17 protein-coding genes and 1 riboswitch are annotated in these 13,596 nt (G+C 72.7%); of the genes, 4 read left to right on the top strand and 13 right to left on the bottom strand.

The window, feature by feature from the left end; translation table 11 throughout:
- Positions 1–267: 267 nt before the first annotated feature.
- Entirely contained in the window at positions 268–516 is a 249-nt protein-coding gene (locus MHY85_RS01790; protein WP_218706770.1) for a hypothetical protein, read from the bottom strand.
- Positions 517–685: 169 nt separating this feature from the next.
- Between MHY85_RS01790 and MHY85_RS01785 the strand changes: the two genes are divergently transcribed.
- Positions 686–967: a hypothetical protein gene (locus tag MHY85_RS01785; protein ID WP_218706769.1), complete on the top strand. Its 282-nt coding sequence runs from the start codon at positions 686–688 to the stop codon at positions 965–967.
- Positions 968–1,207: 240 nt separating this feature from the next.
- Here the strand turns inward: MHY85_RS01785 and MHY85_RS01780 are convergent, their stop codons facing one another.
- The gene (locus MHY85_RS01780; protein WP_239192376.1) at positions 1,208–1,432 is read right to left on the bottom strand and encodes an ABC transporter ATP-binding protein; all 225 of its coding nucleotides are present in this window, start codon (positions 1,430–1,432) and stop codon (positions 1,208–1,210) included.
- A 1,037-nt stretch (positions 1,433–2,469) separates the two neighbouring features.
- Between MHY85_RS01780 and MHY85_RS01775 the strand changes: the two genes are divergently transcribed.
- Complete coding sequence (locus tag MHY85_RS01775) at positions 2,470–3,465, top strand: ATP-dependent DNA ligase (RefSeq protein ID WP_218706767.1); 996 nt, start codon at positions 2,470–2,472, stop codon at positions 3,463–3,465.
- A gap of 113 nt (positions 3,466–3,578) precedes the next feature.
- Here the strand turns inward: MHY85_RS01775 and MHY85_RS01770 are convergent, their stop codons facing one another.
- Positions 3,579–3,953 carry a metalloregulator ArsR/SmtB family transcription factor gene (locus MHY85_RS01770; RefSeq protein WP_218706765.1) on the bottom strand — a complete coding sequence of 125 codons (375 nt, stop codon included), beginning with the start codon at positions 3,951–3,953 and terminating at the stop codon, positions 3,579–3,581.
- Positions 3,954–4,056: 103 nt separating this feature from the next.
- Here MHY85_RS01770 and arsM point away from each other — a divergent pair, with 103 nt between their 5' ends.
- Together arsM and MHY85_RS01760 are read left to right on the top strand one after the other, a co-directional pair.
- Positions 4,057–4,830 carry an arsenite methyltransferase gene (gene arsM, locus MHY85_RS01765; protein ID WP_218706764.1) on the top strand — a complete coding sequence of 258 codons (774 nt, stop codon included), beginning with the start codon at positions 4,057–4,059 and terminating at the stop codon, positions 4,828–4,830.
- The gene (locus tag MHY85_RS01760) at positions 4,830–5,030 is read left to right on the top strand and encodes a hypothetical protein (protein WP_218706763.1); all 201 of its coding nucleotides are present in this window, start codon (positions 4,830–4,832) and stop codon (positions 5,028–5,030) included. Before arsM ends, MHY85_RS01760 begins: the two co-directional genes overlap by 1 nt.
- 60 nt (positions 5,031–5,090) lie before the next feature.
- Here the strand turns inward: MHY85_RS01760 and MHY85_RS01755 are convergent, their stop codons facing one another.
- The 10 genes from MHY85_RS01755 to MHY85_RS01710 all read right to left on the bottom strand — a co-directional run bounded on the left by MHY85_RS01755 (position 5,091) and on the right by MHY85_RS01710 (position 13,555).
- Positions 5,091–5,513 carry an arsenate reductase ArsC gene (locus MHY85_RS01755; RefSeq protein ID WP_218706762.1) on the bottom strand — a complete coding sequence of 141 codons (423 nt, stop codon included), beginning with the start codon at positions 5,511–5,513 and terminating at the stop codon, positions 5,091–5,093.
- 18 nt (positions 5,514–5,531) lie between these two features.
- On the bottom strand, positions 5,532–6,560 hold the full coding sequence (locus MHY85_RS01750) for a metalloregulator ArsR/SmtB family transcription factor (protein ID WP_218706761.1): 1,029 nt from the start codon (positions 6,558–6,560) through the stop codon (positions 5,532–5,534).
- On the bottom strand, positions 6,557–7,666 hold the full coding sequence (arsB, locus tag MHY85_RS01745; RefSeq protein ID WP_218706760.1) for an ACR3 family arsenite efflux transporter: 1,110 nt from the start codon (positions 7,664–7,666) through the stop codon (positions 6,557–6,559). Before arsB ends, MHY85_RS01750 begins: the two co-directional genes overlap by 4 nt.
- Positions 7,663–8,721 carry a thioredoxin-disulfide reductase gene (gene trxB / locus MHY85_RS01740; RefSeq protein WP_218706759.1) on the bottom strand — a complete coding sequence of 353 codons (1,059 nt, stop codon included), beginning with the start codon at positions 8,719–8,721 and terminating at the stop codon, positions 7,663–7,665. Before trxB ends, arsB begins: the two co-directional genes overlap by 4 nt.
- 201 nt (positions 8,722–8,922) lie before the next feature.
- Positions 8,923–9,714, bottom strand: a complete 792-nt coding sequence (locus tag MHY85_RS01735; protein WP_218706758.1) for a C40 family peptidase — start codon at positions 9,712–9,714, stop codon at positions 8,923–8,925.
- A riboswitch (cyclic di-AMP (ydaO/yuaA leader) is annotated at positions 9,714–9,892 on the bottom strand. It overlaps the preceding gene by 1 nt.
- A 124-nt stretch (positions 9,893–10,016) precedes the next feature.
- Complete coding sequence (locus tag MHY85_RS21715) at positions 10,017–10,580, bottom strand: D-alanyl-D-alanine carboxypeptidase family protein (protein ID WP_218706757.1); 564 nt, start codon at positions 10,578–10,580, stop codon at positions 10,017–10,019.
- A gap of 42 nt (positions 10,581–10,622) precedes the next feature.
- Positions 10,623–11,951, bottom strand: a complete 1,329-nt coding sequence (locus MHY85_RS01725; protein ID WP_239192373.1) for a M23 family metallopeptidase — start codon at positions 11,949–11,951, stop codon at positions 10,623–10,625.
- Between the two features lie 89 nt (positions 11,952–12,040).
- Entirely contained in the window at positions 12,041–12,262 is a 222-nt protein-coding gene (locus MHY85_RS01720) for a hypothetical protein (protein ID WP_239192370.1), read from the bottom strand.
- Positions 12,263–12,439: 177 nt separating this feature from the next.
- On the bottom strand, positions 12,440–13,015 hold the full coding sequence (locus MHY85_RS01715; protein ID WP_239192367.1) for a CueP family metal-binding protein: 576 nt from the start codon (positions 13,013–13,015) through the stop codon (positions 12,440–12,442).
- 129 nt (positions 13,016–13,144) lie between these two features.
- Complete coding sequence (locus MHY85_RS01710; protein ID WP_239192364.1) at positions 13,145–13,555, bottom strand: hypothetical protein; 411 nt, start codon at positions 13,553–13,555, stop codon at positions 13,145–13,147.
- Positions 13,556–13,596: the final 41 nt, after the last annotated feature.

The raw sequence follows: 13,596 nt of genomic DNA, 5'->3' as shown, positions 1-13,596 counted from the left end.
GCACCCCGTCCGGCACCTGCTCGCGCAGCGCGGCCATCGCCGCGTCGTAGTCCACGCCGCGACCCTCCAGCTGCGACGTCCGGCGGTCAGGGTCGACCCCGGTGTGATCCGGGGGGACGGTCTCAGCCAGGGCACGCAACACGATCACGACGCGGAGCGTACGTTCGCGCGCCGACATCGACCTCGCGGCGCCGGCTCTGCGGGTGCTCCAGGTCGGGCAGCACGAAGCCCCCGGATGCACCGCACCCAGGGGCTTCGTGAGGAGGGTCAGTGGCGTGCGCGACGGGGAACGGACCGCTCGGGGTGGTCCATCGCGTCGGCGATCGCAGCCGCGACGTCGGGCCGCGCGTTCAAGCGGGCCTGGGCTGCGCTGACAACGACCGCGGGCTCGAGGACGAGGACGCCGTCGGCTTCCTCGCGGACCAGGTAGCGGTCGTGGGTGGCGATCTTGCCGAGGCTGACGCGCCTTCGCGCGTCGACCTCTACGAGGTTCATGGCAGGGGTGAGTGCAGTCATGGCGGTGGCAGCTCTCTGGCGGGGCGCTGCCCCGGTGGCCGTCGCTGTGGCCGTTCGGGGCTTCTCTCGGGGTGGTGGGAAGTGTTGGTGGTTCCGACGCCTAGGAGTTTAACCCCAGTGCCCCACCTATACAACCGGGGTGTTGCCCCAATAGGGTAAGATGGTAGTCATGACGACCCTGGTGCTCGACCCCGTCGCCGCGCAGTACCTCGACGCGGTCCACGAGCGCGACTCCACCCTCAGCGACCGGATCGAGGACTCGCTCGACGCGCTTGAGGGGGACGCCACCGTGGCGACCTACCGGCGCCACCTGCTGCGGCTGCCCGGCAGGCCCGACCTCGACCCCGTGTGGGCGTACTCGGTGCGGGGCGGCCAGGAGGAGGTCATGGTCGTCTGGCACCAGGTCGAGGAAGTCGTCCGCATCGTCTACATCGGGCCGTCGATCTTCTGACCCGGCCGGGCGTAACGCGCTGCGGCCCGCGCACCCCAGCTCACCCCAGCCCAAGCGAAGCACCTGGTCGACGTCTACGGCGCCGGCGAGCGCACTGTCGGAGAGGTCGCCGAGCTGTGCGGGATCTCCCGCGCGAGCGTTTACCGCACCCTCCAGCGGGCCGGCGCCCGGCCGTAGGCGGCGCGGGCGAGCGCGACTCGGCCCCGCACCCGAGGGTGCGGGGCCGAGCAGGCGCGAGAGCTAGACCTTCTGCGTGATGGTCTTGCTCGGGCTGCGCCTGGCCGCCGTCGCCCTGGCGAACCGGCCGGTGCCCACGTCGCGGACGACCGTCCGGGCGTTGCGGGTGCCGGAGCCGACCCGCTCTGCAGTGGTGGTCGTCTTCGGGCTCCGCTTCGCGGTCGCCTTGGGAACGAACTGCCCCGTCTTCGCGCTGCGCGAGACGGTCCGAGGACTACGAGCTGTCACGGTGTCCCTCCCGGGGACTCGAGGTTGAACAGGAAGTCGATCCGGGTCGGGCGCCAGCCCACGCGGGCTGGCGCCCGACCGTTGCGGCTCAGCGGCCGCGGCGGATCGTGGTGGTCTGCGTGATGGTCACGCGGACCGGGCCACGCGTGACCGTGCGCGTGATGCGTCGGGTAGCCACGAGGCTCCCTCCTTCCTGACTGTCGTCACCGACACCCGGTAGGAGGGACCCCTAGAGAGGTCCGACGACTCCTGTTAGCCTCGAATCTCCCCGTGCAAAGGGATTCGTCGCCCCAGCGTCTCGGTGCTTATCGCCCGAGTCACTGGGGCGATGTGCTTGCACCATACCGCCGTGCTCCGACACGTCAAGCCGTTCGTCCACAGGCTTCGGCGTGTTGCGGCGAGTCGCGTGATTTCGATTTCGCGCATTGTCCCCACACGCCGGACATGGCCGTCCGGCCGGTTCGCGGGCGGCCTGTCGCGGCGGTCGGCTCAAGGACGGGTGTCCCTACATCTGGCGGTCAGTAGCACCACCACCACAACCTGTGGTGGCCTATGTGACCCCGGCTCTGGTAGGGCCGGGGTGGTCGGACGGCAGCCGGGCGTACGCGCAGGAGAGGCCCGTCTCCTGTCGGAGCAGTGTGCTATAAGCGCCCTGCGCGCCGGGGATTGCCCCGCAGCGGTCGTGCGAGGCATTCGTCATACCCCCTGCGTCTAAGTGAGATGAAACGGGCAGCCGGGTGGCTGCAAATGGCGTTGAAACGCGGCAAGTACCGGCAAGGGCCGTCGAGTGCCGTCCAGGACCGTCGAGCACCCGCGTGCACCGGCGAGGAGCTGCGCGATGAAGGGGCCGTCGGCGAGCAGCACCGAGAGCGCGCCGCGGACAGGGGGAGAGCGCCGCGAGCACCCTTGGGGCTACGACCCGGTGCACAAGATCAACCCGACGTCGCCCTGCCGCCCGACGTAGCCCTCGCAGCAGCGTCCGCGGGGCTCCTACCTGTCGGCGCGCGGACGTCTCCCGTGCCCGGCACCCTGAGTCGATGACCCCGGCCGACCGCTCGATGCCCGGCGACGTGATGCTTGCGCGCGCCGTCGAGACGATCGCCGAGACCACCGCGCTGCCCGGCGGCACCACCTGGGAGCCCAAGTGGGACGGGTACCGGGCGGTCCTCGTCGTCAACGAGCACGGCGCGCGGATCCTCTCGCGCCGCGGCACCGACCTCACCGCGGCGCTGCCCGACCTCGCGACCGCCGCCGCAGCCCAGGTCCCCGCCGGGACCGTGCTCGACGGCGAGGCCGTCGTCTGGTCGACCACCACCGGGACGCTGGACTTCTCCGCGCTGCAGCGGCGCGTGGCGAGTCCGCGCACCGCCGCGCGTCTCGCGCGCGAGCAGCCCGCCTCCTACGCCGCGTTCGACGTCCTCGAGCACGACCGGACCGACCTGCGGCCCCTGCCGCACCACCAGCGGCGAGCGGTGCTCGCCGAGCTCGCCGCCGCCTGGGCGCCGCCGATGACGCTCTCGCCGTCGACGAGCGACATCGAGGTGGCCGCCGCCTGGTTCCGGGACCTGGCCGCTGCCGGCATCGAGGGGCTCGTTGCCAAGGGCGGCGCCCAGCCCTACCGGCCCGGCCGCCGCGACTGGCTCAAGGTCAAGCACCGGTCGGTGCTCGACGTCGTCTGCGCCGCCGTCATCGGCCCCGCCGCCGCGCCGGGGGCCGCCGTCGCCGGCCTGCCGATCGACGGCGAGCTGCGCATCGTCGGACGCACCACCCCGCTCAGCGGGATCGCCCGCCGCGACCTTGCCCGCCAGCTCGCGGCCGCCGGCCCCGGCCACCCGTGGCCGGCTGTCGTGCCGGCATCCGCCGTGCACGGGTTCGGCGCCGGCCGCGAGCCCATCACCCTGACCCTGGTCGACCCGCTCGTCATCGAGGTGTCCGCCGACACCGCCTGGTCCGGCAGGAGCTTCCGACACCCGCTGCGGTTCGTCCGGGTTCGACCAGAGTTGTATCCGGAAGAGGTTTCACCACCTCGGTGATCAGCGACCTGTTCGGGCTCAGCATCGCCGCATCGACGGGCTGGGCCCGCCGTGCCGGGCGCGACTGGCAGGGCTACCTCAGTGCGATGAACGATCGACCGCGTGCATGAAGATCACGCCTCGGACCCTCTGGCCAGGTGCTGCACCAGATGGCCGGTCAGCGCGGAGACTGCGTCGGGAACCACCGTGTAGTACGCCCACACGCCGCGCTTCTCGCGGGTGACGAAGCCGGCCTCGGTGAGCACCTTGAGGTGGTGGGACACCGTCGGCTGGGAGAGCCCGACAGGCTCGGTGAGGTCGCAGACGCACGCCTCCCCGCCGTCGTGGGCGGCGATGATCGACAGCAGCCGCAGGCGGGCCGGGTCGGCCAGCGCCTTGAGCGTGCGGGAGGTCCGCTCGGCGTCCTCGGCGCTCATCGTCGAACCGGTGACGGGGCTGCAGCAGCCTGCGGACGCGGTCGAGGTCACCGGGAGCAGGTCGAGAGCCATGCCCTCATCATGCGTCATGCATTGACGCCTGTCGATGTTGACAGCCGTCGATGGGATGGTCCACCCTCCAGGTATCGACGGGGATCAATGCGAAGGAGGAGTGATGGCACAGGACATCCGGGAGCAGGTCCGGGCCCGCTACGCCCTGGCGGCCGTGCAGGGCAGCGCGGACGCCGGTTGCTGCGGTGGTGACTCGGCCGGTGGGTGCGGGCCGACGGACCTGGTGATCGACGAGCGGTTCGGCGCCGGGCTGTACGGGGCGGAGGACGCGGCCGCGGTGCCGGCCGAGGCGCTGGCGGCGTCGCTGGGCTGCGGGAACCCGCTGATGGTGGCCGAGCTGCGTGAGGGCGAGCGGGTGCTGGACCTGGGCTCGGGCGGCGGGATCGACGTGCTGCTGTCCGCGCGCCGGGTCGGTGCGACCGGGTTCGCCTACGGGGTGGACATGACCGACGAGATGCTCGACCTGGCCTGGGCGAACGCGGCCAAGGCCGGTGCGAGCAACGTGGAGTTCCGCAAGGGCACCATCGAGGACCTGCCCCTGGACGACGCGAGCGTGGACGTCGTGATCTCCAACTGCGTGGTGAACCTGTCGCCGGACAAGCCGGCGGTGCTGGCCGAGGCGTTCCGGGTGCTGGTGCCCGGCGGGCGGTTCGGGATCTCCGACGTGGTCGCCGAGGACCACCTGACCCCCGAGCAGCGTGCCGAGCGCGGCTCCTACGTCGGGTGCATCGCCGGGGCCCTGTCGCGCACCGAGTATCTGGACGGCCTGGCGGCGGCGGGGTTCGTCGACGCCGAGGTCGAGTTCACCCACCCCGTCGCCGAGGGCATGCACGGTGCGATCGTGCGCGCCCGCAAGCCCGCATCCCAGGAGGCGTGATGCACCCCGACCTGTACCTGGCCGTTCACCAGCAGCGCGACCGCGAGCTGGCCCGCGAGCTCGAGCTGCGGCGCGCCGCGCAGGACTGCCCCGGCTGCATCGTGCGCGCCCGCCGGCACCTGGCCGAGTTCGCCGACCGCGTCCGCGCCCGGCTCGCCGGCACGGAGCGGGCCGCGGCGCCGGCCTGCTGCCCGGCCTGACCGGCCTACGCGCGAGGGCCGCACCCCAGGCGGGGTGCGGCCCTCGCGAGCGTTCGCGGGTCAGGCGGTGACGGGCTCGACCCCGAGCTCGGACAGCAGGGTCAGGATGCGGCCGCGGATCTCGTCGCGGATCGGGCGGACCGACTCGATGCCCTGCCCGGCCGGGTCGGCCAGCGCCCAGTCCTCGTACCGCTTGCCGGGGAAGATCGGGCACGCATCCCCGCAGCCCATGGTGATGACGACGTCGGAGGCCTTGACCGCGTCGGTGGTCAGGACCTTCGGCCGCTCGGCTCGGATGTCGATGCCCTCCTCGAGCATCGCCTCCACGGCGACCGGGTTGATGTGCTCGGCGGGCATCGACCCGGCCGAGCGGACCTCGACGGCCCCGCCGGACAGCGCCCGCAGGTAGCCGGCGGCCATCTGGGAGCGGCCGGCGTTATGGACGCAGACGAACAGGGCGGACGGCTTGGTGGTCTCGCTCATCGGGGGTCTCCTCAGGAGTCAGGCGGGCAGGGGGAGGTCGGGCAGCAGGTCGGTGAGCAGTCCACGCACGCGGCGGTCGATCTCGTCGCGGATGGCGCGCACGCCGGTGTCGGAGGCCAGGGCGGGGTCGCCGACGACCCAGTCCTCGTACCGCTTGCCGGGCAGGATTGGGCAGGTGTCGCCGCAGCCCATGGTGATGACGACGTCCGCGGCGCGGACGGCGTCGTCGGTCAGCGGCTTGGGGAACGCCTCTGCGTCGGCCTCGAGCTCGGCGAGCAGCGGCCGGACCCCGGGGTGCACCTCGCCGGCGGGCGAGGAACCCGCCGAGCGGACGACGACGGCGTCGCCGGCGTAGTGGTGCAGGAGGGCTGCGGCGAGCTGGGACCGCCCGGCGTTGGCGACGCACACGAACAGCACCTGCGGGCGGTGCGCGGTCGTCGCGGCGTCCAGGGCGCGGGCGGCGTCGGTGAGGCGCTGGCGGGCGAACCGCTCGGTGTTGACCACCAGGTGCGAGCGAACGGCCGAGGAGCGCGCCAGGCCGGTGTAGGACTCGCGGACCACGGTCAGCACTGCGGCGGGGTCGCGGTCGGGGAAGGCGGCGGCGAGCCGGTCCGCGACCCGCGCGAGCGCGGTCTCGGCGTCGGTCAGCCCGGTCAGGGGGGACAGGTGCGCCGCCTCGGCCGCCACCGGGGCGAACGAGTCCAGCAGGGTGGTGACCGCTCCGCGCAGCGCGGGTTGCACCCGGTAGTACACCCAGGTCCCGCGGCGCTCGGACGTCAGCAGCCCGACGTCCTTGAGCAGCTTCAGGTGGTGCGAGACGGTCGGCTGGGAGACCTCTGCGACCGTGGCCAGGTCGCACACGCACGCCTCGCCGTTCGGGGACGTCGCGATCAGCGACAGCATCCGCAGGCGCAGCGGGTCGCCGAGGGCCTTGAGGGTCCCGGCGACCTGGGTCGCGGCGTCCAGGCCCATCGCGTGGTCGGCGGGCGAGGACTGCGGGGCGCACCCCTCGTCGGCGTCGGCGGTCGTGATTGTCGTGGTGGTCATGAGCGGACCTCCTGCGGTGCGACGGTGGTGGCGGGACGAGCCGTGTCGGTGAACCAGTGCCGGCCGGCCCACAGGGAGACGTAGACCAGCCCGACCAGGACCGGGACCTCGATCAGCGGGCCGACGACGCCGGCCAGCGCCTGCCCGGAGGTCGCGCCGAACGTGCCGATCGCGACGGCGATCGCGAGCTCGAAGTTGTTGCCCGCCGCGGTGAACGCGAGCGTGGTCGAGCGGGCGTACCCCAGGCCCAGGCCCCGGCCGGTGAGCATCCCGACGCCCCACATCACCGCGAAGTACACCAGCAGCGGCAGCGCGATCCGCGCCACGTCGAGCGGCCGGGAGGTCACGGCGTCGCCCTGCAGGGCGAACAGCAGCACGATCGTGAACAGCAGCCCGTACAGCGCCCACGGCCCGATGCGCGGGATGAACCGCTCCTCGTACCAGTCCCGGCCGCGGGAACGCTCGCCGACCCACCGAGATGCGAACCCGGCGGCCAGCGGGATGCCGAGGAAGACCAGGACGTTGACCGCGATCTGCCCGATCGAGACGTCCAAACCGGCGGAGTCCAGGCCCAGCCAGCCGGGCAGCACGGTCAGATAGAACCACCCGAGCAGCGAGAACGCCACGACCTGGAACACCGAGTTGATCGCGACCAGCACCGCCGCGGCCTCGCGGTCGCCGCAGGCCAGGTCGTTCCAGATCACGACCATCGCGATGCACCGTGCCAGGCCCACGATGATCAGGCCGGTGCGGTACTCGGGAAGGTCGGGCAGGAACACCCAGGCGAGCGCGAACATCAGCGCAGGCCCGACAACCCAGTTGAGCGCGAGCGAGCTCGCGAGCAGCCGCTTGTCGCCGGTCACCGCCGCGACCCGGTCGTAGCGGACCTTGGCCAGCACCGGGTACATCATCACCAGCAGGCCGAGGGCGATCGGCAGTGAGATCCCGCCGACCTCGAGCTCGGCCAGCGCATCACCGAGCGCCGGGACGAATCGACCCAGCGCAAGACCGGCGACCATCGCCAGGCCGATCCAGACCGGCAGCCACCGATCGAGCGTCGACAGCCGCCCGCGCGTCGCGGTCAGGTCGGGCACCTGCGCGCTCATCGAGCGACCGCCGCAGCGGCCGTGTCCGCGACCCGGGCGTCAAGGGCGGCGGCGGCGTCGACGTCGGCGTGCTCGACGGCGGCGGGGATCTCGGCCGGGGAGGCCGGGTCCACGTCGCCGAGCGCGGCCAGGTAGTGCTGCGCGTCGAGCGCGGCCGAGCAGCCCGAGCCGGCGGCGGTGATCGCCTGGCGGTACGTGTGGTCGACCGCGTCACCGGCGGCGAACACGCCCGGCAGGTTGGTCCGGGTGGACCGGCCCTCGACGACGATGTAGCCGTTCTCGTCCAGGTCGACCTGGCCCGCCAGGAGCTCGGTGCGCGGCACGTGCCCGATCGCGACGAACACGCCGGTCGCGCCGTGCTCGCGGGTCTCGCCGGTCACGGTGTCGCGCAGGGTGACCCCGGTGACCTTCTCGTCGCCGTGGATCCCGACGACCTCGGAGTTCCACGCGAACTGGATCTTCGGGTCGTTCTTGGCGCGGTCGGCCATGATCTTCGACGCGCGGAGCTCGTCGCGACGGTGCACGATCGTCACCGACTTGCCGAACCGGGTGAGGAAGGTGGCCTCCTCGACGGCCGAGTCGCCGCCGCCGACCACGATGATGTCCTGGTCGCGGAAGAAGAACCCGTCGCAGGTCGCGCACCACGAGACGCCGCGGCCGGAGAGCCGCTTCTCGTCGTCCAGGCCGAGCTCGCGGTACGCGGAGCCGGTCGACAGGATGACGGCGCGGGCGCGGATGGTCTCGCCGCCGCCGGTCACGATCGTCTTCACCGGGCCGGCGAGGTCGAGCTCGACGGCGTCGTCCCAGAGCACCTCGGCGCCGAACCGCTCGGCCTGCTTCTGCAGGTTGTCCATGAGGTCGGGGCCCAGGATGCCGTCGGGGAACCCGGGGAAGTTCTCGACGTCCGTCGTGTTCATGAGGGCGCCGCCGGCGGTCACCGACCCGGCCACCACGTAGGGGGCCAGGCCCGCGCGCGCCGCGTAGATCGCGGCGGTGTACCCGGCGGGGCCGGAGCCGACGATGACGATGTCGCGGACGGGGGCTTGGTTCGACATGTCTCTATGTTGACACACATCAAAACAGTACGAAAGCCGCCGTCGACCTTGCTTTCCCGAGGCGCTCCGGCGACGGCATCCGAGTTGCAGCCAGCGACGTTCGCCCCAGGGGCATCCACTGCTGTTCGAAGTCAGGGGCCGAGTAAGTCAGATGGCGGCGGCGCGGGCCGCACCCCGCAGGCGGGGTGCGGCCCCAGCGCGCTACCCGACGCGGATGAACTTCGGGTTGGACTGCCAGATCTCGCGGATCTGGATGCTCTTGCCGGGGGTGGGCGCGTCGACCTGCAGGTTCCCGCCGGCGTAGATGGAGATGTGCCCCGGCGACCAGATCAGGTCACCGGGCTGGGCCTGGTCGCGCGGAACCTCGACGCCGGCGTACCGCTGGTCGCCGGACGTGCGGGGCAGCTTGATCCCCACCTGCGCGTAGACGTAGGAGGTGAACCCGGAGCAGTCGAACCCGGACGGGGTCGTGCCGCCCCAGACGTACGGGATCCCGACCAGGCTCGAGGCGATCTCGACGATGGCGCTGCCGTTCGCGCTGGCCGGCGCCGGGGCGCCGACGGCCGCGGGAGCGGGCTCGGCGGCCGGCGCCTCGGGCTGTGCCGATCGCGACCTGCTCGCCGGTGCCTCGGGCTCGGGCTCCTCCTCGACGACGGGCGGCGGGGGCGGCGGCGGGGTGACGGCGGTCGCGGCCGGGTTCTCGAACGTCCAGGAGGCCTCCGCGGGCGAGGCGACGACCGGGGCGGCCTCGACGATGGCACGGGCGGAGGCGGTCAGGGCCGAGACGTCCACGGCGGTGGTCCGGACCTCGTCGTCGGCGAGGGCGGGTGCCGCGAGGAGCGACACCGCCAGGCCGGACGAGGCGACGGCGGCGCCGGTGCGCCGGGTGGTGCTGGACAGGTGGTGCGCCGCGGTGAGGCGGGCGTCCGTGAGCAAGGTGTGTGCTCGGCCGTCCGCGCGGTGCCGCGCGGAGGTCGTGTGGCGTGAAGGCATGGATGTCTCCTGCCGCCTGCGGGGTGAGCTGTCGGGTTCGGGCGGGAGACGCCCGGCCGGTCCGTGGACCGGCTTCACCCCGAGGGCACCTGCGTGCCCGACGATCGGTGGTTCCCCCGTTCCTGCCATGCGTGGTCGAGATGATCCGGGTGGTGGCAGGACTCGGCGTCCACCCGGTCGCTCAGATCTGCCCCTGAGCGCGTTGATGACGGTGCTGCTCCGGGCGTGGCCCGGAGGTCGTGCGGTGGTGTGGTCTCAGTCCTCCCTGGTCCGTCCTGGCGACTGCAGCGGGTGCTGCGGTCTCACGTCTTGTAGACCCAGTGCCACGGTTCGCGTGGGGTGTCCTCGACGAACCCGAACCGCCCCGCGTTCGCGCGCATCCACCTCTGAGCGGCGTCGTCCAGATCGAGGTCGACGGCCACGCCCCAGCCGTGCGGGCTGGTGCCGGGCTGGGCCGCCAGGCCGCCCTGGGAGTACAGGCCCTTGCGGCGGGCGACATCGACCTGGGCGTCGTACGACCGGTAGGAGTCGGTGATGCCGACGTCGATCCCGTCGCGCTCGGCGGCGGTCATCAGCTGGTCGAGGGCCTGGCTTGCGGGCGCCCACAGCCGGTGTCCGGTGCTCCCGACCTCGGAAAGTGCGTCGCTCGGGATCTTCCCGTTGCCGTAGGCCGCGAGGTCGGCGGGCACGCCCTGGGCGTTGCGGGCCGTGGAAGGGCTGGGGGTCGTGTCGTCGACGGCCGCCGAGAGCGCCGCCGCGAACGCGTCGCCCGAGCCCCCCGCCGGCTTCACGAGGCGGGGTGTGGTGGCGCCGATGAGCTGGCGGATCTCAAGGATGCGGGCGCTGGTCGCGGTGATGCCGTCCACGCGGTCCTCCTTCCGGTGTCGCGCAGGGGGTGCTGGTGGTGGTCATCGCAGCCCGAGCAGGGGTGCGGGGTCGACGGTCTTGCCGCCGACGTAGACCTCGAAGTGCAGGTGGCACGCTCCGGACAGGCCGGTGTTGCCGGAATACCCGATGAGCTGGCCGCGCGTCACGGATTGCCCGGCGCGGACCACCGAGCGGGTCAAGTGGTTCGAGGAGCTCATCAGCGACTGCCCGCTGATGGTGCCGTAGTTGAGCATCACCTGGTTGCCGAACCCGTTGCGCCACTCGGCCCACTGCACGGTGCCGTCGCGCGGGGCATACAGCGGTGTGTTGCAGTACGTGCGCAGGTCGATCCCGGCGTGCAGGCGCGTGTAGCCCAGGATCGGGTGCAGCCGCATGCCGTAGTTCGACGTGACGTACATCGGCTGGATCGACGTCGGGTTCGAGAACAGCGCGCCGGACTCGACCGCCGGCGGTGCTGGAGGGGCAGCGGGCGGAGCGGCCGGCCCCGGCTTCCCCGGAGCGGCCGGCTGCGGTGGCGCAGGGTTCGCGGGTGCCGGCCGAGCCGCGGCCGCGGCTGCCGCTTCGGCCTCCTGCTGCACCGCGATCCGCGCGATCTCGGCGTCCGCGTCGGCCCGGGCGGCGTCGGCTGCGGCCTGCTCCGCCTCAGCCTGGCCCTTCATGCCCTCGATGCGTTGGGCGGCCGCCGTCTGGTCGGCCACGGCCCGGTCGAGGGCCGCGTTCTGCTCGCGCTGGGCTGCCAGGGCGTCGTCGGCCGCGCGGGCATCGCGCTCGGCTTCCTGCTCGAGCTCGTCGAGGGTCTCGACCACGGACTGCAGCCGGGACTCGTTGCTGCGGCCGGCTGCCTCGAGCTCGGTCAGCTCCTCGAGCGTGCGTGCCTGCATCCGCTGGGCCGTGGACGCGGTGAACGACCGCGCCTGGAAGTCCTCGACCGAGCTGGCGCCCACCGCGATCTCCAGACCGGAGGAACGCGACCGCCCCTGGTAGGCGGCGCGGGCGAGCTCGGCGACGGTGGCGCGCACCTCGGCGGTCCGGGTGGAGTCCTGCTCAATCTGGGCGACCAGCGAGGCGCGCACGTCGCTGGCGTCCTCCAGGCGGGTGCGCGCGAGCGTGGCCTGGCGCCGGGCGGCGTCTGCAGTCCGAGTCGCCTCGTCGAGCGCCGCCTGGGCTGCGGGCAGGCGTGCCTTCGTCTCCTCCAGGGTCAGTACGGCCTGCGCCAGCTCCGCAGACAGGTCCTCGACCGACTCCTGCGCGTCCTCGTACTGACGCTGAGCAGCCTCGGCACGCTGCTGTGCCGCGCGTGCCTGGTCGTCGGTGGTGTCACCGGCGGCCGGCCCAGCGGGCAGCAGCACCGCCACGACCATGACCGCGGCCAGGGCTGCCGTCGCGAACGCGCGAGGACGGCCCGTGGCCGCGGCTCGCGACCGACGGGTGGGGGCGCTCACCACGGGCGGCTCGAGCGGTTGGGTCCCGCGGTGTCCAGGTCCGCGCGCAGGCGGCCGTACATCTCGGCGTCGATCGTCCCCGACGCGAGCCACTCATCGAGCGCCGCACGCGGACTGCTGGCGGCACGCGTGGGGAACAGCCGGGACACGCCCCACACGGCCAGCGTGATCAGGGTGAACCAGGCGGCGGCCATGACCGCCCAGCCGGCGGGGCTCATCTGGCACCACATGCTGGGCCGCCGCCAGACCGGTGACCGTCGTGAGGTACGTGCATGCCCTCAACTGTCGACAACGCGCGTCAAGTCTCCTCTGGCGGACGATGAAGATTCGATCAAGATCGCCGAGCCGGACCGAGTCGCGCCCTCAGGAAGGCGCGGTGCGCACCGCGGTGTCGGTCAGGTGAGCTGCAGGCTGGTCAGGCACGTCAGGTCCTCGCCGCCGGTCGCGACACTGGCCTGGGCGCTGCGGCCGGCGGCGGTGACCGTGACCGTGGCGCCGATGTCGCGCGGGAGCCAGAATCCGACGAACCCGTTGTCGTGGGCGCGGGTCGTCTCGTCGACGTACACCTCACCGGTGCTGTCGTCGACGATCTGCACCGTGATCTCCTCGCCGCCCATCTCGCCGGTGCAGGTGGTCAGCGAGTGGAAGTAGCAGTCGTGCGTCCGGTCGACGTACGGCGCGATCGACAGGTAGTGCCCTTCCTCAATCGGGACCGAGACGTCCTGCGACCCGTCCGGCGAGGACAGCAGGACCTCGTGCTGGCGGATGGATGCCAGCACGTCCTGGGGTCGCTCGTCCAGGGGCATCGCCTCGAGCTGATCGATCAGCTCCGTGGCGTCCAGCTCGGCCCACGTCTCGACAGCGGTCGCTGGCGCGTCGCCGGCGGCTTCCGGCTGGGCCGCGCAACCGGCGAGAACCAGGGCGGTGAGCGCCACGGAGGCGAGCAGGCGGGGTCGGTGGGTGAGCCTCATGTTCTCCAGCGTAGAAAGCCGTCGGTTCGACCGAGGTGGGCACGAAGTCCCGGGACGCCGCCCCGGGTATCGAGGCAGCGAACCTCTCGGTGCGTCGGCGAGGTGGGTCAGTGTGCGACGGCGTCGATGTCAGTGAGTTGTCGATGCCACGACGTCGGGGGCCTCGGACCCGCGGTGGATCACGTGCTCCGAGAGCGCGGGCGGGACGGCTCTGGCACCCGGACCACCGGCACGCAGCCAGTCTTCGAGCGCCCGGGTCTGGTGGTCGCCCGCCAGGCGCTCGAACCACACGGGCGCTGCTCCAGCGCGTCGGCATGTGCCCGAGGGGCGGGCCACGACGACGTCGCCGCGTTCGCACTCGTCGAGGCACTCCACGAACGTCAGGCGGGCAGCGCCGCGCTCGGCCACCGCCCGCAGCCGTGCCATCTGACCGCCCGGCATCGGGTCGCGGTGCCCCAGTGTCTCGCCCGCGCACAGCGAGCAGGCGGTCAGTCCGGGAAGGGTGGCCTCCCGGGCGGGCTCGGTGGGGGTATCAGGCACCGGACGACGATACGAGGCGCGGGCGCGCGAGGACGTCCCCG

The sequence above is a fragment of the Cellulomonas sp. ACRRI genome, assembly GCF_022346185.1.
Lineage (GTDB): Bacteria > Actinomycetota > Actinomycetes > Actinomycetales > Cellulomonadaceae > Cellulomonas.
The sequence above is the reverse complement of the archived record's forward strand: the minus strand, read 5'-3'. Positions and strand labels throughout refer to the sequence as shown.